Annotated in this window: 15 protein-coding genes; 6 read left to right on the top strand and 9 right to left on the bottom strand. The window is 69.6% G+C overall.

Annotated features, from left to right (window positions below; all coding sequences use genetic code 11):
• Nucleotides 1-52: 52 nt before the first annotated feature.
• Genes ABZ807_RS19420 through ABZ807_RS19385 form a run of 8 tightly spaced genes read right to left on the bottom strand, consistent with a single transcriptional unit; the run spans nucleotide 53 to nucleotide 14061 of the window.
• Nucleotides 53-2680: a hypothetical protein gene (locus ABZ807_RS19420; protein WP_357159498.1), complete on the bottom strand. Its 2628-nt coding sequence runs from the start codon at nucleotides 2678-2680 to the stop codon at nucleotides 53-55.
• Between the two features lie 28 nt (nucleotides 2681-2708).
• On the bottom strand, nucleotides 2709-4199 hold the full coding sequence (locus tag ABZ807_RS19415) for a type VII secretion protein EccB (protein WP_357159495.1): 1491 nt from the start codon (nucleotides 4197-4199) through the stop codon (nucleotides 2709-2711).
• A gap of 5 nt (nucleotides 4200-4204) precedes the next feature.
• Nucleotides 4205-5611 (bottom strand): type VII secretion integral membrane protein EccD, encoded by a 1407-nt coding sequence (gene eccD / locus ABZ807_RS19410; RefSeq protein ID WP_357159492.1) that lies wholly within the window; start codon nucleotides 5609-5611, stop codon nucleotides 4205-4207.
• Nucleotides 5608-9582: a type VII secretion protein EccCa gene (gene eccCa / locus ABZ807_RS19405; RefSeq protein ID WP_357159489.1), complete on the bottom strand. Its 3975-nt coding sequence runs from the start codon at nucleotides 9580-9582 to the stop codon at nucleotides 5608-5610. Before eccCa ends, eccD begins: the two co-directional genes overlap by 4 nt.
• Before the next feature lie 22 nt (nucleotides 9583-9604).
• On the bottom strand, nucleotides 9605-12571 hold the full coding sequence (locus ABZ807_RS19400) for a hypothetical protein (RefSeq protein ID WP_357159486.1): 2967 nt from the start codon (nucleotides 12569-12571) through the stop codon (nucleotides 9605-9607).
• Between the two features lie 51 nt (nucleotides 12572-12622).
• On the bottom strand, nucleotides 12623-13351 hold the full coding sequence (locus ABZ807_RS19395) for a hypothetical protein (protein WP_357159484.1): 729 nt from the start codon (nucleotides 13349-13351) through the stop codon (nucleotides 12623-12625).
• Nucleotides 13352-13390: 39 nt separating this feature from the next.
• Entirely contained in the window at nucleotides 13391-13690 is a 300-nt protein-coding gene (locus ABZ807_RS19390) for a WXG100 family type VII secretion target (protein WP_357159481.1), read from the bottom strand.
• Nucleotides 13691-13740: 50 nt separating this feature from the next.
• Nucleotides 13741-14061 carry a WXG100 family type VII secretion target gene (locus tag ABZ807_RS19385; protein ID WP_357159477.1) on the bottom strand — a complete coding sequence of 107 codons (321 nt, stop codon included), beginning with the start codon at nucleotides 14059-14061 and terminating at the stop codon, nucleotides 13741-13743.
• 247 nt (nucleotides 14062-14308) lie between these two features.
• On the opposite strand from ABZ807_RS19385, the gene ABZ807_RS19380 reads away from it, so the two are divergent.
• From ABZ807_RS19380 to ABZ807_RS19365, 4 genes are all read left to right on the top strand, one after another.
• Nucleotides 14309-14725: a YbaB/EbfC family nucleoid-associated protein gene (locus ABZ807_RS19380; protein ID WP_357159474.1), complete on the top strand. Its 417-nt coding sequence runs from the start codon at nucleotides 14309-14311 to the stop codon at nucleotides 14723-14725.
• Nucleotides 14726-14727: 2 nt separating this feature from the next.
• The gene (locus tag ABZ807_RS19375) at nucleotides 14728-15723 is read left to right on the top strand and encodes a hypothetical protein (RefSeq protein WP_357159471.1); all 996 of its coding nucleotides are present in this window, start codon (nucleotides 14728-14730) and stop codon (nucleotides 15721-15723) included.
• 128 nt (nucleotides 15724-15851) lie between these two features.
• Nucleotides 15852-16184, top strand: a complete 333-nt coding sequence (locus ABZ807_RS19370; RefSeq protein WP_357159468.1) for a hypothetical protein — start codon at nucleotides 15852-15854, stop codon at nucleotides 16182-16184.
• On the top strand, nucleotides 16171-17193 hold the full coding sequence (locus ABZ807_RS19365) for a hypothetical protein (protein ID WP_357159465.1): 1023 nt from the start codon (nucleotides 16171-16173) through the stop codon (nucleotides 17191-17193). The genes ABZ807_RS19370 and ABZ807_RS19365 overlap by 14 nt, the downstream gene beginning before the upstream one ends.
• Before the next feature lie 200 nt (nucleotides 17194-17393).
• Here ABZ807_RS19365 and ABZ807_RS19360 read toward each other — a convergent pair whose 3' ends face one another.
• Nucleotides 17394-18014: a response regulator transcription factor gene (locus ABZ807_RS19360; RefSeq protein WP_357159462.1), complete on the bottom strand. Its 621-nt coding sequence runs from the start codon at nucleotides 18012-18014 to the stop codon at nucleotides 17394-17396.
• Between the two features lie 257 nt (nucleotides 18015-18271).
• Here ABZ807_RS19360 and ABZ807_RS19355 point away from each other — a divergent pair, with 257 nt between their 5' ends.
• Nucleotides 18272-19525 carry a cytochrome P450 gene (locus ABZ807_RS19355; protein ID WP_357159458.1) on the top strand — a complete coding sequence of 418 codons (1254 nt, stop codon included), beginning with the start codon at nucleotides 18272-18274 and terminating at the stop codon, nucleotides 19523-19525.
• A 532-nt stretch (nucleotides 19526-20057) separates the two neighbouring features.
• Nucleotides 20058-20711, top strand: coding sequence for a response regulator transcription factor (locus tag ABZ807_RS19350; protein ID WP_357159455.1), 654 nt, complete (start codon nucleotides 20058-20060; stop codon nucleotides 20709-20711).
• The last annotated feature ends 94 nt before the right edge of the window (nucleotides 20712-20805 follow it).

Genomic DNA, 20805 nt, shown 5'->3' with positions numbered 1-20805 from the left:
GAGAACCCCGGCCGCCCTTCAGGGCCGGGAGGATGTCAACGGCCAGCCTTCCTCACACCATGCCCGGCAGCGCACCGAAACGGGGTGCCGCCGCGAAACCGATCCGGCCCACCGGTGTCCCTTGGGCCCATCGCTCGACCACGCCCCGCAGCGACGCGACGGCCAATTCGTCGAAGGATGCCCGATTGTTGTCCACCCGGCCCTGAGCGTCGATCTCGTCGGTGGCGAGCTCACGCATCAGAATCCGGCCCCGGACGCCGTCGCCGCCCCGCTCCACCTCGAGGAGCTTGAAACTCGTGCCCGGGACGAAGAGCACCCGGTTCTCCACGCCCTCGTTGCCGTCGGGTTCGAGCAGACGAGTACGCCGGGCGGTCATCGACCAGATCAGCACGTCGACCTCGCCCTCCTGACCGGCCACCGGTGCGGTCAGCGCGTTGACGAAGCCCCACTCGGTGAACACCTTGCGGGAAGCCAGCAGCTCCCACGCCTCCGGCGTCGGCGAGGCGGCGAAGACCGTGGCGCCCCGGTGCGACGGCAGCCGGTTCAGGCCGGACACCACGCATCGGGCGGCCGGCACGTGCGGGCCGAGGGAGCCCGATCGCAGCCCGGCGTCGATCGCCGTGCCGCGGCTGGTCAGGTAGAGACGAACGGCTACGGCGTCGGTGAGGATCTCCTGCGACGTGCGCGGGTTGTCGCCCTGGAGCCCGGGGTGTTCGGACAGGATCCGGGTCAGGGCGCTGGCCATGGCGTCGAAATCCGTGGCGAGCGTCTTCCGCAGCCACCCTCGTTCGTCGTCGAGGCCGCGACTCGACAGGAGCGCGGACGCGGCAGCCTCGGGCACCGGCTGGAGCCGCGTCACAGCGGCCCGATCGGTGGCCGGGGAGTCAGGTACAGGTGCGGCCGCGGTGACCGGACGCGTCGGGGTCAGGTTTTCGACGGGCGTCGAGGCCGGGACCGGTTGCGACGGCGAGGCGGGCGCTTCCGGCTCCCACGCGGGCGTGGTCGTATGGCGTACCACGCCCGGGTCGGTCGGCGGCGGCGGAGCCGTGCGGCCCGGCAGCCTGATTCTCAGCGAGTTCGCGGCGCTCAGTGCGGCTCGCTGCGGCGTGACCTCCTGCTCCGCCGTTCCGGCAGCCGCCGAAGGCGGTTCCACCACCGAGACGACGGGCGTGGGAACCGCGACCGGCTGGGCCGGTTCGGGCGGAACCGATTCGAACGGAACCGACTCGGTACGCGCGGGTTCCCGGTCGCGCCGCAGCGCCACCGTCTTGTCGTTCGCGAGCATCGACGTCGGGGCGACCGGCACGGCACCAACGGTGCGTTCCGGCTCGACGACGGCAGTCTCCGCCTCGGCCGACTGCGACGTGTCGTAGACGGTCGGCGCGAAACTGTGCCGCTGGACGTCGTCCGCCTGTCCGCCGGCCGGCCCTGGCATCCGCACCACCGTTGCCAGCAGCTCCGACGCGGGCAGCAACTGGCTGCGGCGCCGCGTCTCCGGGTCGAGCCGGGCCACGATGTCTTCGGCCAGGTCCCGCATCCGGGTTGCCAGTCGGGCGGTGCCGTCCTCATAGATGATCGTGTTCCGGTTCGGATCGGTGCGGCGGGCCCGGACGGCATCGGCCCCCCTCGGCGCCTGGACCGGGCGCATCCACAGCCCGGCCTGGACCACCTCGACCTCGGCATCCGGGGCGTACCAGTACACCATGGGGCTGAGCTGCTCACTTGTCGCGAGTGGGGGCCGGTGGCTGACGATGGTGGGCAGGGCCGGCTTGTCTGTGGGGACGGCGCGCGGCAGATAGCGAAGCTCCCGGACGAACATCTGCCAGCCGAGCTCGCCGTCGGCGTCGATGGTACGGACCTCGGGGTCGACCGAAGACCCCATCGGAATGCCGGTGTAGCAGCCGATGGGCGACTTGAGCAGGTCAGCGAGCGTCTGCCAGAACTGCTCCCCCTTCGGCTCCACCGGACCATAGCGCGCAAACCGCACCCGGGACCGCGACGACGAGTCCAGGCTCCGCCAGAAGCGAGCGACATCGTCCGTCGACAGCGGTGGGGTGCCGGGGCAACCAAGCACCACGGTGAGCGTCTCCGGATGACACGGCACCGCGGTGACCAGCCACTCCCGCCGCCGCGCGATCGCAGCATCGTTGCGGGTGTCGTGGATCCATGCGCCCCCCGGCAGCGGGTCGACGACCCCCGTCGAACTGGTCGGCCAGGACTCGGCGACGACCTGGTCCCACGCGGGCCGCGGGAACCGCTGTGCCTCCCACACCGGAGGCCGGTTTGGGCGATAACGAACCCATCCGCTGCCCGGTCCGGGATGGACGAGCATGGCACCGGCGGCGCCCCGGATGAGCCGCCCATGTGGCGCGACAACCTGCCGATTGAGCCGCTCCGCCAGCCACTGCCCGGCGAGCGGGGCGACCTCGTGTTCCTTGCCGCAGATCACGAGCCGCACCGGCCGACGACGCCGGGGCAGCGCGGCGCCGATCGCCTCCCAAACCCCGATCGGCAGCTCGCCCGGCATGTCGAGCACGACGATGTCATGCTCGGGATCGGCGGCGACCTCCATCGTCAGCGCCTGCGCCTCTTCGCTGATCCGCTCGGCGAAATAGAGCACGAGCGCGTTGCCGACGGTACGCCGCTGCACCTCGAGCGCCCCCTTGGAACGCCGCAGCAAACCTTTCGCCCTTGAGTTCATCGTCTTCCTAGCCTCTCGGTGTTCCCGCCGTACGCGCCGCGATCGCCTCCCGGCTCAGTTCCGGACCGGCCGGCAGCCGGGCCACCAGCCAACCGGGCAGGCCCACCGGCCTGACTTTGCCGAGCTTGAGCGCCTGAACGCTGTCACTGTCAGGCAGGCGGTACGCGACTCCGGCGTCGGAGATGAGGTAGATCGGGACGGACCGCGTGGCCGTCCGCTGCGGTACGGGCAGCCCGTAGACCACCAGGCCCGAGTCCGGGCGCAGATACCGGCCGCCCTGAACGTCCACGGCGGCGGTCTGCCGGTCGGCGAGCACGAGGGTCGTCGTGACCTCCTGACGGTCCGAGCTTTGGCGCAGGCAGACCGCCCGGCCGCTCAGCGGCTCCAGCCGAGCGTGGACGAGGTCGGGCACCCGGCCGAGCAGGGAACGGTCGTCCGACCGCGCCGCGGTGGCGACCTGCGTCGCGGTCAGCGACACCGGTTGCCGGCCGGTGGCCGCCTGCAGCAGCAGGAACTCCGTCGCGTCGACGGGCGTGAGACCTTGCCTGGTCAGCACGAACAACTGGTCGTCGCCGCTGCCGACGCCGTCCTGACGGTAGAGCTGTCCGATGAGGTGCGGCGCGCCCGCCACCGCTGGGCCGGGCGTTCCGGCGCCGGGCAGGCGGGCGGGCGCGATGTCCGGCCCGTCGGGCAACGCCGAGAGCCAGTCCGCGGGGGCGGTGACCGGCTGCTCGCTGGTGAGGCCGAGGGCGGCGATCACCGTGCCGTCGCCGACGGGGTGCTTGGTGCCCGATCGGACCAGGTAGCGGGACGTGTGGTCGGTGACGAGGACGAACCGGTCGGCGTCGAGCGGAGTGGCGGCGGCGTTCGGGTCGAAGTTGATGCCGATGGGCAGAGTCGCGGCGCCCCGGGCACCCGGTGCATGCTGATCCGGCGGGGACTGCTCCGCTGGGCCGGGTGCCGGGACGCTGCCCGGTGGCGGCGGGGTGCCCCCGGTGGTCGTCGTGCTGTCGGCCGAGGGCGGCACCGGCCCGACCCCCGACAAGCAGGCAAGCCACGGACCGGCCACGATGTTGCCGGTCGCCGGCGGGGACTGCGGCGCGTCCACCAGCCCGATCATCGAGCCGCGCGGTACGCCTGCGAGAGACTGGGCGGACACCAGCCTGATCGTGCTGCCACTACCGGCGAGGAGCATCGCGGAGGTCAGGTTGGGCACCGGCCGCAGCCGGCCCTCGAGGTAGAGATAGCGGTTGCCGGTCTGCTTCTCCACGACGATCGTCCCGCTGGCGCGCCAGTCGGTGTTGCCGCCCGGCACGAGCCAGCCGTAGACACCGAAGCCCACCAGCGCCAGGACCGCGATGAGCACACCGGCAAGCAGCCCGACCAGCGCCCGGCGGGCGGGAAGCTCGTCGCTGCTGGGGTCGCCGAGCACCAGAGCCGAACTCATCCGTCCCATCTGGAACTGATGGGCGTGCACGTGGTCGCGTTGGGTCTGCATCGCGATTACCCGAACAGTCCACGGGCCCAGCCGTACAGGCCGAGCAGTTGCAGCAGCAGAGGCAGCACGGCGAGCGCCGTGACGACGTCGAACACGGTCGCCATGAACTCCCAGATCGGCAGGAGCCGTCGCGGCCACGGCCGCAACGCCGCGAGCAGCAGCGCGGCGAACGTGACGCCGAGGAGGCCGAGGAAGGCGCCCCGCCAGGAGTGGTCGAGCAGCCCGGAGGCGGCCAAGGCGAACATGACGCAGCCGGCGCTGCCCGCGACGCTCAGCGGGATGCGTTGCCATACCCCGAGGAACTGCCGGGCCCGCAGCAGCAACGAGCTCGCGATCATGCCGGCGACGCCCCACGCCGCCCAGCTGCGGTCACCGATCAAGGTGAAGAGCAGGAACGGCATCACGACCGACACCGCCGTCACGATCACACTCAGGTAGACGTCAGCGGCCTGGGCGCGAGACTCGACGACGTCCGAGGGCGCCGGATCGCTGTCGATCTTCAGCTCCTCGCCCGTACGCGGCAGCTGCGGGCCGCGAAGCCGGGCCGCGCGCAGCACGAGCTTCGGGGCGAAGACGATCACGGTGAGGCCGAGGGTCGCGACCACCGCGGCGGCCTGGACCAGGCTGAGTCCTACGCCGAGATACATCCACGACGTCGAGAGCGTCGTCGCCGCCGTGGCCAGTACGCCCATCGGCAGCGCGTACGGCAGCCGCTTGTCCCACAGCCGTCCCAGCACGACCGGGAGGGCTGCGGTGAGAGCGGCCCCGACGCAGCCGCCGAGCAGCGCGGTGGACGTCAGGCGGATCGCCTCGGGATCGCCGTCGAGCACGTTGACACCGGTCAGCGCACCGAACGCGCACGCGCCGGCGCACAGCAGCTGGGCGAGGGCACCGTCCGCTCGTCGCCGAACGGCGAGGACCATGCCGACGATCAACGCGACACTGACGGACGCGCCGACGGCGTACTGGAGGGCGAGGGGACCCCGGTCGAACAGCACGGCGCCGATCAGCGCGAGCTGGACCATGGACAGGACGAGGAACAGGTAGCGGCGATACTCCGGCTGCCATCGGTCGGACCGCCGATTGATCACCGTGGCGATGCCGTCGGCGAGGTCGTCGAAGTCCAGCTCCGGCAGGGTGTCCTCGGCGGCGCGCAGATGCAGCTCCTCGCCGTCGAGCCAGTCCAGCGTCTCCGGCGTGCCGTTCGGGTCGAACGGTCGCTCACCCAGCCGCTGCAGCACCCAGGGGCGTCCACCGCCCAGGTCGCTGAGCCCGTCGCCGTCGGTGGTGTGCCGCAGCAGCACGGGGATCAGGGCGGCGATCGGGCTGGTGGCCGGAACCGCGAGGTCGACCTGGCGCTTCGGCCCGATCACGGTGACCCGGCACAGGTCGCCATACACAGTGGCGCTCATCGCTTCACTCCCACGCCAGTAGTGACCAAACCGGTATGAAGGAGCCGGATTCCGCGCCGCGTCACCAACTGGGCGCGGCCGGCGGGCATCGTGCGCGGTGCTGCCTCGCCGAGGAACTTGCCCTCCTCTTTGGGATAGGAGAAAAGCAGACCCGGCGTACCCAGCTCCCACATCCGCCGCAGGACGGGGTCCATCATCGAACGCATCGCGCCGGAGGTGCTGCGGGCGATGATCAGGTGTAGTCCGATATGGACGCCCTGCGCCAGCAACGGCAGCAGCGGGTCGAGGGTGGAGCCCTGCCCCATCCCCCGGGACAGCAGTTCGTAGTCGTCGACGACGACGAACAGCTCGGGCCCGCTCCACCAGTCTCTGCGGCGCAGTTGCTCCGAGGTGATCTCCGGCCCCGGTACGCGCCCTCGGACGGAGGCGACGCACTGGCTGGCAAGCTGCTGCAGCGTGTCGGAGCTGAGGGCGTGCCCGGCCCGGTACGCGTCCGCCAGCGCGCCGTCCAGATCACGCCGCGAGTCACCGAGTACCACTCGGGCCCGCTCCGGGGCGTACTGGTGCTGGATGGCGCGCAGGATCACACGCAGCAGATTGGTCTTGCCGGTCTCGCTGTCGCCGAACACCAGCAGATGTGGGGTGACCATGAAGTCGTGCCACACCGGGGCCAGCCGCTGTTCGTCCTGCCCGACGCAGACCGCGAAGGCCGGCTTCGGCTCCGGCAGGTCCTCGATCGGCAGGCGGGCGGGCAGCAGGCGGACCGCGGGCGCGGGGCGGCCGGGCCAGAAGGCCCGCATCTCCTCCGTCGCCGACTTCGTGGTCTCGGCGAGATCATCGGTGCGCGTCTCGCCGTCCAGCCGGGGCAGCGCACCGAGAAAGTGCAGCCCACCCGGGGTGAGCCCACGGCCGGCCTGGTGCGGCACGGTCGCGGCCTTACGGGACCCGACCTCGGAGTCCATCGTGTCGCCGAGCCGCAGTTCCAGTTTGGTGCCGAGCAGGTCACGCAGCCAGGTCCGCACTTCCGACCACCGTGTCGCGGTGATGATCACATGGATGCCGAAGGAGAGCCCCCGGGCGGCCAGCTCGCCGAAGAGGGCCTCCTGGTCGCTGAAGTCCTGCTTCATCGTGAACCAGCCGTCCACGACCAGGAACACGTGCCCGTGCGGGTCGTCGATTTCGCCGCGGGCGCGGGCCGCCAGGTAGGCGGCCATCGAGTCGAGGCCGCGCTGGGCGAACTCGTTCTCCCGGCGCTCCATGATCTGCCGGATCTCCTGGAGGGTCCGCACCACCCGGTCGCGTTCCATCCGGGTGGCGATGGAGCCCATGTGCGGCAGGCCGACGAGCGACATGATGCCGCCACCGCCGAAATCGAGGGCGTAGAACTGGATCTCCTTCGGCGTGTGCGTCAACGCCAAGCCCAGGACCAACGAGCGCAGCAGGGTGGACTTGCCGCTCTGCGGGGCGCCGGCGATGCCGACATGCCCTTCCGCCCCGGACAGGTCGACCGTCAGCAACTCGCGCGCCTGTTCGAACGGCCGGTCGACGACGCCGACCGGAACCCGCAGCCGCCCGCGCTCGCCCGGCTTGGCGACGGTCATGCCGCGCCTCGGGTCGGGCACCACGCTCGACAGCAGTGAGTCGAGGCTCGGCGACTCCGCCAGCGGCGGCAGCCACACCTGGCGGGCCGGCGGTCCCGCGCCGTGCAGCCGGTCCAGCATCACCTCGATCAGGGACGTCTCCGACTCCCCGCCCGCCTCGGGCGCGGGAGCGTTCTGGGTCAACTCGAGGACGTCAGGTGTCGGGAGCGCGCGAGGGACCGCGACCGGCCGGCTCGTGAACGGCACGACCTCCGCGGCCGCGCGCTGCTCGTCGGTCTCCGCGGTACGCCCGCCGCCGCTGTAGGGCCCGGAGACGTACGCCGCCTTGAACCGCACCAGGTTCGTGGGGTCGATCCGCAGGTATCCGTTGCCGGGCTCGGACGGCAGTTCATGCGCTTTCGCCACGCCGATGACCGCGCGCGACTCCATGGAGGAGAACGTTCGCAGAGCGATCCGGTAGGACAGGTGGCCCTCGACGCGGTTGATGCGCCCTTCGTCGAGGCGCTGCGAGGCCAGCAGCAGGTGTACGCCGAGGCTGCGTCCCAGCCGGCCGATCGACACGAACAGTTCCATGAACTCGCTCTTGCTGGCCAGCAGCTCACTGAACTCGTCCACAATGATCAACAGGACCGGGAACGGCATCAGCTGAGCACCGGCGACGCGCGCCTTCTCGTAGTCGTGCAGGGACGCGAAGCCACTCGCCCGCAGCAGTTCCTGGCGCCGGTTCATCTCGCCGTTCAGCGCGTCCTGCATCCGGTCGACCAGTGGCAGCTCGTCGGCCAGGTTGGTGATCACCGCCGACGTGTGCGGGAGGCGTTCCATGCCCAGGAACGTGGCGCCGCCCTTGAAGTCGACGAGCACCAGGTTCAGGATCTCCGAGGAATGGGTGGCCGCCAGACCGCAGACGAGCGTACGCAGTAGTTCGCTCTTGCCGGAGCCGGTGGCGCCGATGAGCAGCCCGTGCGGGCCCATGCCGCCCTGAGCGGACTCCTTCAGATCCAGCTCGACAACCTCGCCGTCCTCGGTGACCCCGATTGGCACCGTCATCCGGGCGCGCAGTGTCTTGCGGGGTCGCCAGGCCGCGGGCACGTCGAAGGTGTACGCGTCACGGATGCCGAGCAGCGTGGTCAGGTCGAAATCGCTGTCCAACGGCTGGTCGACGATCTCCAGCGTGCCGCTGGTCCGCTTCGGCGCCAGCACCCGCGCCAACGCCTGTGCCTGCACCAGGCTCAGATCGTCGCGCGACGCCCGGCCGGTTCCGTCACCCGCGGGGAACTCCACCGCGTCCTCGGTGAGCTCCAGCCGCAGAACATTCGGGCCGCCCGGAAGCGCGCCGGTCACGTCCAGAAGGACCAGATTGCGCAGCCCGGCGCCGAGCATCCGTGAGCCGTCGGGCACCACTACGCCGTGGGCGATCACGACGACGAACGGCTCGCCCGGAACCGGCTTGGCGGTCCGATCGTGGTCGCCACGATCGCCAATCTCGGGACCGAGCAGCTCCAGCAGTTCGTCGTGGTCGGCCGCGAACATCGGAAGCGGCCCGGCGGCCGTCGACTCCGTCGGGTGCTGATTGTGGGGCAGCCACTTCACCCACTCCCACTCCGCGCACAGGTCGTCGCCGCAGAGCAGCGCGATACGCAGTTCGTCGGCGGCGTGGAACGTGACGAGTTGGCCGACCATCGCGCGTACGAGACCCGGGCCGTGATCGGTCTCGCCGGCGAACTCGACACTGGTGAAGCTGCGCAGCCCGACCGCGATTGGCACACCCGAGACGGTCCGGTACGTTTCCGAGAACCGTCGCAGCGAGATCGACGACAACGGCTCCAGGTCCTCGATCGGCTTGGTGGACGGCGGCTTGTACCGCACGGTCGAGTTCTGCCGCCCCAGTCCGATGCGGACCTGGGCGAAGTCCGCATGGCCGGCCCGGCGCTCCCATAGGCGGCTTCCCATCGCCACCGACCACAGGGAGGACGGTCCGGGATTGTTCCATTCGATTGCCTGGCGCTGCTGGTCGGCGCGCTCGCGAGCCTTCCGCCGGAGCTGAGTGATGTAGCGCAGGTAGTCGCGGCGTTCCCCGCGCATCTTGGCCTTGCGCTCGGAGACATTGCGTCCCATCTGCACGACGCCCATGCAGATCATCGCCACCGCCATGCCGCCGCCCATCACGTACATGACCGACGAGCGCTGGAACATCCCGAACATCATCAGCATGGCGCCCATGCCGAGGCCCATCGGCACGATCATCAGGAACGACCGGAAATCCAATGGGGCGGGCTCGGCCATGATCGGCGGCTGTTCCAGTTCGATCTCGTCGGAAGGGAGCGGCGGCCCGTCGACCCGCGGCGGCCGCTTGACAGTCACTGTGCCCATGCGAACCCTCGCTCTACTCCGGTCATCCGATCACGCCCGGCGCCGCGTGGACGCTGCCCCAGGCGTCCTCGTCCTGCCGCAGCAGGTCTGCTGCGGAACGTTCGGCCGTCTCGTCGTCCGGCTCCGCCTGCTCCTCCAGTTCGGCATCCAGCTCACCGGACCCGTTGCCGGTCGCCTTCCGAGCCGCGTGGTACTTCGCGAGCTGCTCCTCGGTCAGGTCGTACGCCGCGCAGCCGAGCGTTCCGACCTCGGCTGGGTCGTCACTCGCGGGCCGCTCGGCGTCCGGGCGGGCCGGACGCCAGGTGGCGAGTTCACTGCGCAGGTACGCCTGAGGCTGCCCGTCGTCCGGTCGGCTCGGTCCGCCGAGGAACCCGGCGCCCCAGGTCTCGATGCCCGAGTCGGCCGCGGGCTCCGGCCGCTTGACGAAGTCGCCGTCCTGGCCGTTGTGCGGCGGGCCGGGCGGCGGATCGTCTCCGCCATCGTCATCCGGGTCGTCATCGGCCGTGTCCTCCGCGTACCCGTCGTCCAGTGCGGACAACCAACCGGCGACGGCGCCCCAGCCGGTGGTGTCCTCCTGCTCGTCGCCGCGGCGCACCAACGGAACGACGTCATTGTCCACGTCCGGTGTCTCCTCGGCCGCTTCGCCCGTCTCCGGCTCGTTGCTCGACGTCGCTCGTTCCCGCGACTGCTGACCCGCTACCCCGATTGCTCCGGGCCAAGGCGCCATCACCTGCGGGGGCAACGCGGTCGTCCGCGATGGTGTGGTCGCCTGCGGTGGTTCGGTCGTCTGCGGTGGTTCGGTCGCGGCTTGCGCCGGCTCACCGCTCGGCACCGTTGTGCCGGACTCCGGCACCACGTCCGCGGTGGTCATTACCGGGGTGTCGCTGCCGGTGGTCACCGCGACAGCGGCGGGCGGAAGAGTCGGGTTGCCGGCCGAGGGGAAGTCCGCGAACGGGTCGCGCGCCGTCGGAACGGGGCCAGCCGATGGCCCGCGGTCAGGCGCGCTGGAGACAACTGCGACGTCGTCCATCCCTGGCAACGCTCGCGGGGTGCCGGCTGCCTCGTCCTGCGGCTTGTCCTGCGGCTTGTCCGGCCCCTTGCCCGGCCCCTTGTCCAACGCCTTGTCCAGCGCCTTGCCCGGCCCCTTGTCCTGTGCCCGGTCGGAGGTCTGCGGTCCGGCGGCCGCTTGGGGCGGCCCAGCCTGCATGAGGCCACCGACGGCAACCGCCGGAACGTCGTCGGCGTCCGCCGTCAGCCACGGCTCGTCGGTCTGGCCGAGGAGTTCGGACGCTTCCGGCCGCTCCGGACTCGTGGCACCCTGCGGCGCGGACCCGGGCGCGATCGGCGGCACGCCGGCAGCCGGGGTGAGACCGACGCGCTCGGCGCCAGCCGTCGGGTCGCCCACCCCAGCCGTGTCCCACGGTTCCTCCACCCCGCCGAGAAGGCCGGACGCATCCGGCCGTTCCGGGCTCGACGCACCCTGCGGGGCCGACCCGGGCGAAATCGGCGGGATACCCGACCCCAGGCCAGCACCCGGGGCGACACCGACACGCTCGGCACCGGCCGTGGGGTCGCCCACCCCAGCCGTGTCCCACGGCTCCTCCACCCCACCAAGCAGGCCGGACGCATCCGGCCGCTCCGGGCTCGACGCACCCTGCGGCGCGCCCCCCGGCGAAATCGGCGGAATACCCGACCCCAGGCCGGAGCCCAGGCCGTCGGGCGCGTCCACGGACGCTCCCGGCGGCAGTACGCCAGAGTCCGGCTCGGGTACGCCGGCAGCCGGGTCCAGTTCCGGCGCCTTGGCGTTCCCCAGTCCTGGAGTTTTCGACTTGCCCAGGCCGAGACCCGAGCCAAGGCCCGAGCCAAGGCCGGGGGGCGTGAAGCCGCTGAGCGGAGGAATGTCCGAACCTATGCCCAGACCGGGCTCTTCGAAGCCGGGCAGGTTGCTGTCGATGGGAATGTTGGGTTCGCCGATGCCGCTGCCACCCAGGTCACTGCCGCCCAAGCCGCTGCCGTCGGGTGAGCTGAGACCTGGGATATCACCTGTGTCGAGGCCCGGCGCGTCCCCGATGTCCGCGCTCCCGATCCCATCGCCGAGGCCGTCGAGCCCGGGCGCGTTCGCATCGATCCCGGGGCCGCTGCCGTCGATGCCCGGGCCGTCCCCGTCGATCGACGGCCCGTTGCCGTCGATGCCCGGGCCGTTCCCGTCGATGCCCGGACCATTCCCGTCGATCTCGGGGCCGTTGCCGTTCCCGTCGATCTCCGGCGGGTTGGGAGGGTTGTTCGAGTTGGGGTTCGGGGAGCTGTTGACGGTGTCGGGCACCTGAACCGCGCTGAACGTCACCCGGTACCGCTCGACCAGGATGCTCATGACCTTGCGCATGTGTTCGGTGATCTTCTGGGGGATCTCCGGGTGACCTGGCGTCTGCGACACGTAGGTCAGTCCGTTGACCACCGGTGCGCCGAGGGCCCGCGCATACGCGGCCCAGGCGAGGTCGATCTCCTGCAACTTCGACTGCGCCCAGGCCAGATAGTTGCCGCTGTGGTGAAGCTGACTCGGTACGGAGTCGGTCGGGCCAGCGCTGTCGCCACCGGCGATCCGCTCGGCGTTGGCGCTGATCAGGTCGGAGAGGGCGCGCATCTTGTCGTGGAACGCCGTCGCGCCGGTGCCCTTCCATGGGCCGTTCTCGCCCGCCAGGGCGTCGGCCTGAGCCAGGAGGTTCGTGGAGACCTGGCTCATGGTGTCGTGGGCGTGCTGGAAGGCCTTGGACGCGTAGTGCAGCGTGGAGGGGTCGACATTGCGGGCCGCGGCCAGCTGCGCGTCGGCGTCGGTGCTGGCGGCGAACCCGTTGACGGCGGCTTTGATCTGCTTCCAGTCCCAGCTGAGGTAGTCGTCGAGGTTGTCGCTGACCTGGCTGCCGTTGCCGTTGCTGTAGATACCGGTGTCGTTACCGGTGAATTGCCCCTGGTTATACGGATCGTCAGCCATCGACCCTCACTGTCCTGCCCCATTGACGCGCGCCGTACGCGGCCAGCCCGCCTACTTCGGTTTGGTGGTGTCCTTGTTCTTCTCTTCGGTGTTGCCGACGGTGCCGGAGTCGCTGTTGCCGTAGTCGCTCAGGTTGTTGATGTCGCCGAACGGCTCGCGGAGGAGATCGGCGAGCTTGTCACCGGTGAGGTTGTTGAGTTCTTCGGTGTCGTCGTAGTCCTTGATCAAGTTGGCGATCGCGGTGCGTACGTCGAACAGGGTTTCCTTGACGCTGCCCATGAAGGCGTAGGTGTCGGCCTGCAGGCCGCCGTCCGGCAGGTTGATTGCCTTGGTCAGGGCGTAGCCGGCACCGAAGTGGCCGGCTTTGACGTCGACCAGGTTGACGTACTTCGCCGAGGTGTCGATGTGCTCCTGGAGTTTGGCCAGGTTGTCGGCGAACTTCTGCAACGCGGCGGTGTTCACCGTGAGCACGTCCTGATCGGCCGGTGCGACGGTGTCCTCGTCGGGGACCTTGGGCATGTCGCCGACGGGCTTGATGGTCGACGGGTCCTTCGCGCCGGTGCTGGTCTGGTCGTACTGGTGGTCGTTCGACGGCGTGGTGACGACCTCGTCGGGTTTGACCGGGGGCGGAGGGGTCTGGTCCTGGTCTGAGGGGTTGTAGCCGGAGGAGGTCTCGGGTTGTTGCGCTTGGTCATACGCATCGTGGTTGGGACCAGGTGGATTTTGGTTCTGGCCCGGGTGCGTGTTATCGGTGAGCGGGGTTTCGTCGTTGTTGGCCATGGCCGCTTGATCCCTTCGAAACGTGCCGACCGGCTCTGCTCAGCCGCGGCTGTTTTCCCAGATCTGGCGGGCGCGTTGTTCGGTGGTGCCGTAGTTGTCGGAGATGTTGAGCAGGGTGGAGCGGGCGGTTTCGAGGTGGACGGTCATTTGCTGGGCGGCGGTGTTCCAGGCGGCTTTGGCCACGGTGTAGTGCTCGCGGGCGTCGCCGGTCCATTCGGCCAGGCTGGACTCGGCGGTGGCCTGCAGGCTGTCGAGGGCTTGGCGGATCTGGGTGTTGATCGCGTTCATCCCGTCGAGGGTGTAGTCGGCGACCTGGAAGTTGAAGCTGTAGTTCGACATGCGTGACTCCGTACGTGAGGGTCGGCGTGGGGCCGGTGGTGGGTTGGGGGTTAGAAGCCGGGCAGGGCGTTGGCGAAGGTCTGGGCGGTGTTGGCTGCGGTGTCCTCGGCGGTGACGTACTCGTTGGTGTTGACGCCCATCGCCTCGAGCATGCCCAGCAGTTCGTTGATGACCTTCTGGAAGGCGGCCTCCCAGGCGTCCATCGCGGAGTTGAACGCGGTCGAGGCACTGCCGGTCCAGGTGGACTGCAGCGTGGCCATCTCGGTGTTGATGCTCTGCAACCGGGCGGTGAAGTCGCTGGCCGTGTCGGCAAACGCCTGCCCGGCCTGCTGCATCCCCTCGGTACTGGTCTTTACGACCGACTGCGCCATGAGAATCCACTCCCTTGAATCGGAACACTCGTCAGCCACCGAGTCTGGCCACCACCACCAGCCCGCGACACCTCTCCACACCCGACCGGGCCCGAACGCCACCCCCACGCGACCCCCATGGACCCCACCCGCGGGTGCGATAGGGCCCAGCTGAGGGTGCGATCGCACCCTGGTGCCCGCAGTTCCCTACCGTCGCCGGAGCCGGGGCCGTGTACTTGGCTTGGTTCGTTCTGCAGAGGAGGAGCAGATGTCTGGCGGGCAAGGCGACTTCGTCGAGGACCTGTTCGAGTACTACCAGCGTCAGCGGGCGGGGTTGAGCGACCTGCAGCGAAGGATGCAGGCGATCTCCGCCACCGCGTCGTCGGCGCGACGCGAGGTCGAGGTGACCGTCGGGCATACCGGCGTGGTCACCAACATCACCTTCCCGACCAGCGCCTATCGACGAATGGCACCGCAAGAGTTGTCGGCCATGCTGATACGCGTGATCACCGACGCGAAGGACCTTGCCTCCGCCCAGGCGGTGGACATCCTGCGTCCCTTGATGCCGCCCGGCCTCGACGCCTCGGAACTCGTCAGCGGCAAGCTCTCGGTGGAGAAACTGATCCCGGCCACGCCGAACCTCCCGCGCGTGGTGGACGAGCGACTCTCCCTCCCGGATGCCTGACGATGTCCGCCAACAACTTCTGGGTCGACCCCGACGCGCTGGAACGCCACGCCCGGCCCTACGAGGAAGCCGCGGACGGCTTCGACAAGCTTTCCACCAAGCTGGACGAGCTGCTGGCCCGCTACCCCCACGCGTTCGGCCAGGACGACCTGGGTCAGCAGTTCAGCTCGTCGTTCAACAAGGGAGTCGACGGAATCAAGGACCGCATCGACGCGGTGTCGCAGCGAATGGCGTACATCGGGGACGGGCTGCGCGTCAGCGCGCAGAGCTACCGGCAGGCGGAAGATTCGGCCCAGGACGTCTCGACGAAGCTGAACTCGCAGTTCCATTCCGACCCGAACGACCAGCAGACCAACTCGAACGGCAATCAGAAGGCTGTCAGCCCACCCGACGCAGACAGCACGCAAGCCACGGCACGTACCCTGCCCACCGGCAAGTCGGTGGACTCCTCGAAGAACGCCGACCTGCAGGACGACACCCTCGCGGCCAGTCCGCGGTTTGTGCCCGACGGCAAGGAGGTCGGCCCGTCGGAGGACGGCACGCTACGCGAGGACACCCCGAAGGACGGCGATCTGAAGGACCGCGATCCGAAGGGCAGCGGCCCGCACGAAAAGGTCCTGACCGCGAGTCCGCCGCCGGCCGACGACCCCGTGCCGGGTCAGGTCGAGGGGGACTTCATGACCTCGCGAACCTTCGCGCCACCCGCCACCGGTGACGGAGTCATCCAGATTGACGGTGTGGCGGTCGACGACGACTTCCACCTGATCGGCGCGAACGAGATCCTGGACGGCAAGGTACGCCTCGACGTCGACGGATACGAGTCGATCATTCCCGTCGGCACGGACCGGTCGGTCACGATCGACGGCGTACCGGTGCCGGTCGCGGGCGACCAGCAGTTGTTCCTGGTCAAGGACGCCCCCACCGGATCAGCGCACAACGGACCCGGCAATGTCGTCGAGTTCGGCCGTGACGGCTCGGCTGTCGGCTTGAAGCCGTAGGCGACCGGGCTCCCCGATCGCGTGCCGCCCTGGAGCAGATCTTGCAGGCGGTCGCGGATTGGGAGGCGACGAGGGGGGCGGATCCGACCGGATGACGGCGGTGGAGAGACTTCGGAAGGGAGATGACCATGCACCAGACGACCGCAGCCTCGGCCGGGCGCGATCCAGACCGTGCCCAGTCGCGGGCCCGAGCGGCGGTGCGGGCGTTCGCGGAGCAACTGCGGAGTTCGGCCGATGCCCGCCGGGCAGCGCTCCGCGCCGAGCGGGATGCGGCGATGGCGGCGATCACCGACCCCAACAGCCGAAAAGCCCTACGCCAGGTGCATGCGGAGCGGCGCCGGCGGCTCGACCAGCAGATCGAGCAGCGCCAGCTGAGCCGGAAGCTGCTCGCCGCGGCTCGGGAGCGGGGCGCCGGTGTGACACCCCAACGAGAATCTGGAGATGATCATGACCGGCCTTGACCCCGGCCAGCTGGGCCGCCTGCACCTGATCCTGCTACGAACGGCCGGTCACGGCCGCGACGAACTGATCGCGGCCGCCCGGCTCTCGTTGGGCGAGGGAGATCTGACGGCGGCCGCCGCGAAGATCGTCGCCACCGGCCTGGCGCTGCCCGCCGAGGACGCACAGCTCGTCAGCGCGCTGGCGCCGAACTCGGTCGAGCCGATCGGCTCGGGCGGGGCTCAGCGTGCGTACGAGTTCGTGCCGCTGCTGCCCGACCTCGACGACGTGGTGCCCGTCGGGTCTCCTCCCGTGCTCGACCTGACCGTCCCGCATCCTTGGCTGGCCAGGCCGGCCGTGGACGAGGCGGACAACGCCGCGATCGCCGCCGCCGCACAAACGGCCGGCGCCGTGGCGCTGTGGCGGGCCTGGCGCCTGGGCACCGACGAGGACGTCGTCAGGGTTTATCTCCTGGAGACGGATCGGCCGGTCGATCAGCTGCCCGGGGTCACCGCGGTTCTTCAACGCGCCCTGGCCCAAGCCGAGGTGGCCGCCCCCCAGGTCGAGGTGTACGGACCCGATGTCGAGCTGCGTCCCTACCAACGCCACGCGCGGTCCGGTTCCGCGCTGTTGTGGACCGCAACGCCCGGCCGTCCGCTCCAGATCGCCCGGGTCTTCGATCGTGTTCACCCGCAGCATGGTCCGGTCTTCGACACCCGGCATCCGCACCTGGACGACCCGGCGGTCCTCGCCTACCTGGACGCGGGCGCCGCCGTGCTGGCGACCACCGAACGAATGAACGACGTGGTGAATCCGGCCAAGGGCAAGGTCGTCCCCATGACCTACCGGACCGACGGCGCGTGGATCTGGACTGACACGGTCTCCTACTACCTGCGGGAACACTCGCTCGCACCCGACCCCGAACTCGTCGCGCATGTGGGCGCGGCCGGCGCTCGTCCCACACAGGTGCCGGCAGTGGCGCTTTACCGAGCGCTGGCCGCGCTGTTCGCCCCGGCCCCGGCCGCGACCTGACCGGCTGCGGCCCTCAGCGCGGGCGGCGCTGGCATCTGCCGCAGACCGCGCAGTATCGGCTGACGGTCGACTGCGTGTACTCCACGGGGCGGCTGCGGCATTCCTCGCAGACCAGCGACAGGATCCGCGGTGCCTTGCGGTTGACGCTGAACGGCTGGGGGTTCTGCGTGACCGGAAGTGCTGCCATGGCGGTCAACGGCTCAGATGATCCCGTGACGCAGCGCGTACGCCACGGCATGCGCCCTGCTCCTGAGCCCCAGCCGGTGAGTGACGGCGTAGAGGATCTTCTTCACCGTCCGATCCGAATAGTTGAGCTTCTCCGCGATCTCGGCGGTGTCGAACCCGTCGGCGATCAGCCGCACCACGTCGACCTCGCGCGGCGTCAGCCACATTCCGTCGAGCCCGTTTGGCGCGAGCACCTCGCGGCGCAGCCGCTCGACGTGCTTGAGCAGATCACCCACTAGGCGAGGAGCCAGCACCCCGCCGCCGGACGCCGCGGTACGCAGACCCTGGATCAGCCGTTCGACTGTCGCGGCACCCCGCGGTATCACTCCGACGACCCGGCACTCGATCGCCACGAGCAGTTCCTGCTCGGTGATGTCGTCGATGACCAGCACGACGGGCGTGCCGAAATCGGCCGCCGCTCGTCGTAGACCGGAAAACACCGTGGTCAACCGATCGGTGCCGACCACGACCACATCTGCGTTCTGACGCTGCTCCGGGCGTACCACCTCGATGCCCGGTTGGCCGCTCAACAGCGCGGCCAGCCCGGCCACGGTAACCGGGTCTGCTGCCTGGATCACGACGCGTACGAGTTGCACGGCCATCCTCCGTACCAGCCCTGGGGACGTCGACGGCCGCAGCATAAAAAGCGCGCATACACAAAGGGTCGATAATCCATACGCACGCGGCGCGCAAGGTGACGATGGGGCCCAGCCGGGGGTGCGTTTGCTCCCTCGTGTTCACCCATCGCTTCTTGACTGGGTCACCGGCGACCATACGGCCGATAGATTCGAGTCCCTGCCCGTTTTCGGAGCCGGACAGATCCGCTCGACCACTACCCCCCTGCGAGGTTCCCATGTCCGAGCTACTCAGCCTGAACACATCAGACTCCGGCTACATCCGCGATCCGTACGCCGCGCTCACCGCATTGCGCGACCAGGGGCCGCTGTCCCGGGTCATCGTCGACGGCCTGCCGGTCTGGCTCATCACCGGCTACGACGAAGCCGTCGAGGTGCTGTCGGATCCGCGAATGAGCAACGACGGCCGCCGGCATGCCGGACCGGAAGCCCGCGCCGTCGCCTGGACCGGCATCGCGACAGGCGACGTGGCAGCCCACATGCTGCGTACGGACCCACCGGATCACACCCGGCTGCGACGCCTGGTGTCGAAGGCCTTCACACCCCGGCGGGTCACGGCCCTCGAACCACGCATCCGCACAATCGCCACTGATCTCCTGGCCGCGCTGCCGACCGGGGACGAGCCCGCCGACCTGTTTGCAGCGTACGCAAGCCCCTTGCCGATCTTGGTGATCGGCGAATTGTTCGGAGTGCGCACCGACGACTTGGGACAGTTCCGCTACTGGACCGACGTGTATCTCGGCGTCACCGAGCAAGAGGGCCGTCTTCAGGTCGAGGCATCCCGACAGCTGGCCACGCTGATCAATGATCTGTTCGCCCAGCGCCGCAAGGAACTGGGCGACAGGACGCTCGACGTCGAGGGCGAGGGAACGCTGATCGATGGACTCATCAAGGCCCGCGACGATGACGACCGCCTCGACGAAAACGAGCTGATCACAATGGCCTTCCTGCTGCTCGCGGCAGGCTACGAGACCACGGTCAACCTTATCGCCAACGGGCTGCTGATCCTGCTGTCCGAGCCGGCACGGCTGGCGCGTCTGATCGCCGACCCCCGGCAGCTGACCGACGTGATCGAGGAGTTCCTGCGGTTCGAATCGCCGGTGAAGGCCTCGACCCCCCGGTACGCCACCCAGGACATCCGGGTCGGCGACACACTCATCCCGGCGGGCGACGCCGTCTTGGTCCATTTCAGCGCCGCCAACCGTGATCCGGCGAGGTTTGCCGACTCCGACGCCTACGATCCGCAACGCAATGCGGAGTATGCGGGCCGAACGCACCTCGCGTTCGGCTACGGGCTCCATTACTGCCTCGGGGCGTCGCTGGCGCGGCTGGAGGCGCGTGTGGCCTTCGAGGAATTGCTCGCCGCTCATCCCGACATGGGGCTGGCCTTGTCGACCGACCAGATCGAATGGCGGCGCAGCCGCGCCATGCGGGGCGTGCAAGCCTTGCCGGTACGGCTCAGACGGGCGTGACGAGGTCGAACCGGGCGACCGTCGCGAATCGATCGTGATGGTGTCGTGGCTCGTGCCGCCTGGTTTCCGACGAGCACGGCGTGTCCTCACCGACCACGACCGCGTTCCAGGTGCGGGCCGGGCCGTTCATGGCATCGCACCCCATCGTGCACCGCGGTCAGAATGTGGCGATCGGGTTGACCGGGCTGCCGGACGTACCGGCGAAGCGGACCGGCGCGACTGCGAGGTGGAAGTCCCACTGGCCGAGCTCGGCACCGCAATGACTGGTCGATCAGACGACTCGTCCGCACCGCCACCGACCTACTACCCGACCACCTCCGCACCGCCGGCGCCGCGATCACCCAGGGTGCGCACTGATTTGAGCCAATTCGGGAGTGGGCGGCGCGTACCCCACAGGACGTCTTGCAACGTATCGGGGCCGGATTCGGCAGGCGCCTCGTCATGGTGAATGAAACTTGCGTGGCACCCGTCAGAACATGAAAGGCGCCGAACTGCTGAGGTGCGGCCTACCGGTCATGGAGGGTGCCAAGTCATGGGCATGGACGCAGCACCGCGAACGATCGCCATCGTCGACGACGAGCCGATTCCGCGTAGCGGCCTGGAGCACCTCGTCACGAGACTGCCGGGCATGACCGTGGCGGCCTCCGTCTCCGGCGTCGACGAGCTGGACGCGACCGCGCAGTACGACCTGGTGCTTCTGCACCTCCCCGCCGACGCCGAGGGGCGGTCGCTCAAGACGATCAGCCGGGTGGCTCAAATCGGCCACACCTTGGTCATCTCCACCTGGGACCGGCCGCCGGGCCTGCTCGCCGCGGTACGCGCCGGCGCCCGAGGCTGCGTGCTGCGGCAGTCCACACACGACACTGTGGCCACGGCCGTTCACGTCGTCGCCGCAGGGGGACTCTACCTGTGCGAATCGCTCGTCGACCGGTTCCATCGGGAGCTGAACCGACCCCTGGGCGCCGACCTGCACGGGCTGGGGCCACGTGAGGTCGAGACGCTGCGGTGGATCGCCCACGGGCTGACACACGCCGAGATAGCCCGCCGGATGGGACTGACTCTGGCTACGGTCAACACCTACGCGAAACGAATCCGCGGCAAGCTGAAGGTCGGCAGCCGCTCGGATCTCACCCGCATCGCGATCGAGCTCAGCGAGTTCACCATCGAGCATCGCGCCGCGGCCTGAGCTTGTGATTAAACCTTTTGTGGCTTGTTGTGGTTGGTTGTCGCGTTCTGGTGTTGGGTTTTGCCGACCGGCGGGTGTGGTCTGACGTGCTTGT

This window comes from Micromonospora sp. NPDC047548, from assembly GCF_040642975.1.
Lineage (GTDB): Bacteria > Actinomycetota > Actinomycetes > Mycobacteriales > Micromonosporaceae > Micromonospora.
Note: the sequence above shows the minus strand (reverse complement) of the source record. Positions and strands in the feature narration are given on the sequence as shown.

Bases quoted from the DNA above. Each gene is read 5' to 3' on its own strand.
- ABZ807_RS19415 (WP_357159495.1), bottom strand. From the start codon at position 4,199: ATGCAGACCCAACGCGACCACGTGCACGCCCATCAGTTCCAGATGGGA.
- eccD (WP_357159492.1), bottom strand. From the start codon at position 5,611: ATGAGCGCCACTGTGTATGGCGACCTGTGCCGGGTCACCGTGATCGGG.
- eccCa (WP_357159489.1), bottom strand. From the start codon at position 9,582: ATGGGCACAGTGACTGTCAAGCGGCCGCCGCGGGTCGACGGGCCGCCG.
- ABZ807_RS19400 (WP_357159486.1), bottom strand. From the start codon at position 12,571: ATGGCTGACGATCCGTATAACCAGGGGCAATTCACCGGTAACGACACC.
- ABZ807_RS19395 (WP_357159484.1), bottom strand. From the start codon at position 13,351: ATGGCCAACAACGACGAAACCCCGCTCACCGATAACACGCACCCGGGC.
- ABZ807_RS19390 (WP_357159481.1), bottom strand. From the start codon at position 13,690: ATGTCGAACTACAGCTTCAACTTCCAGGTCGCCGACTACACCCTCGAC.
- ABZ807_RS19385 (WP_357159477.1), bottom strand. From the start codon at position 14,061: ATGGCGCAGTCGGTCGTAAAGACCAGTACCGAGGGGATGCAGCAGGCC.
- ABZ807_RS19380 (WP_357159474.1), top strand. From the start codon at position 14,309: ATGTCTGGCGGGCAAGGCGACTTCGTCGAGGACCTGTTCGAGTACTAC.
- ABZ807_RS19375 (WP_357159471.1), top strand. From the start codon at position 14,728: ATGTCCGCCAACAACTTCTGGGTCGACCCCGACGCGCTGGAACGCCAC.
- ABZ807_RS19370 (WP_357159468.1), top strand. From the start codon at position 15,852: ATGCACCAGACGACCGCAGCCTCGGCCGGGCGCGATCCAGACCGTGCC.
- ABZ807_RS19365 (WP_357159465.1), top strand. From the start codon at position 16,171: ATGACCGGCCTTGACCCCGGCCAGCTGGGCCGCCTGCACCTGATCCTG.
- ABZ807_RS19355 (WP_357159458.1), top strand. From the start codon at position 18,272: ATGTCCGAGCTACTCAGCCTGAACACATCAGACTCCGGCTACATCCGC.
- ABZ807_RS19350 (WP_357159455.1), top strand. From the start codon at position 20,058: ATGGGCATGGACGCAGCACCGCGAACGATCGCCATCGTCGACGACGAG.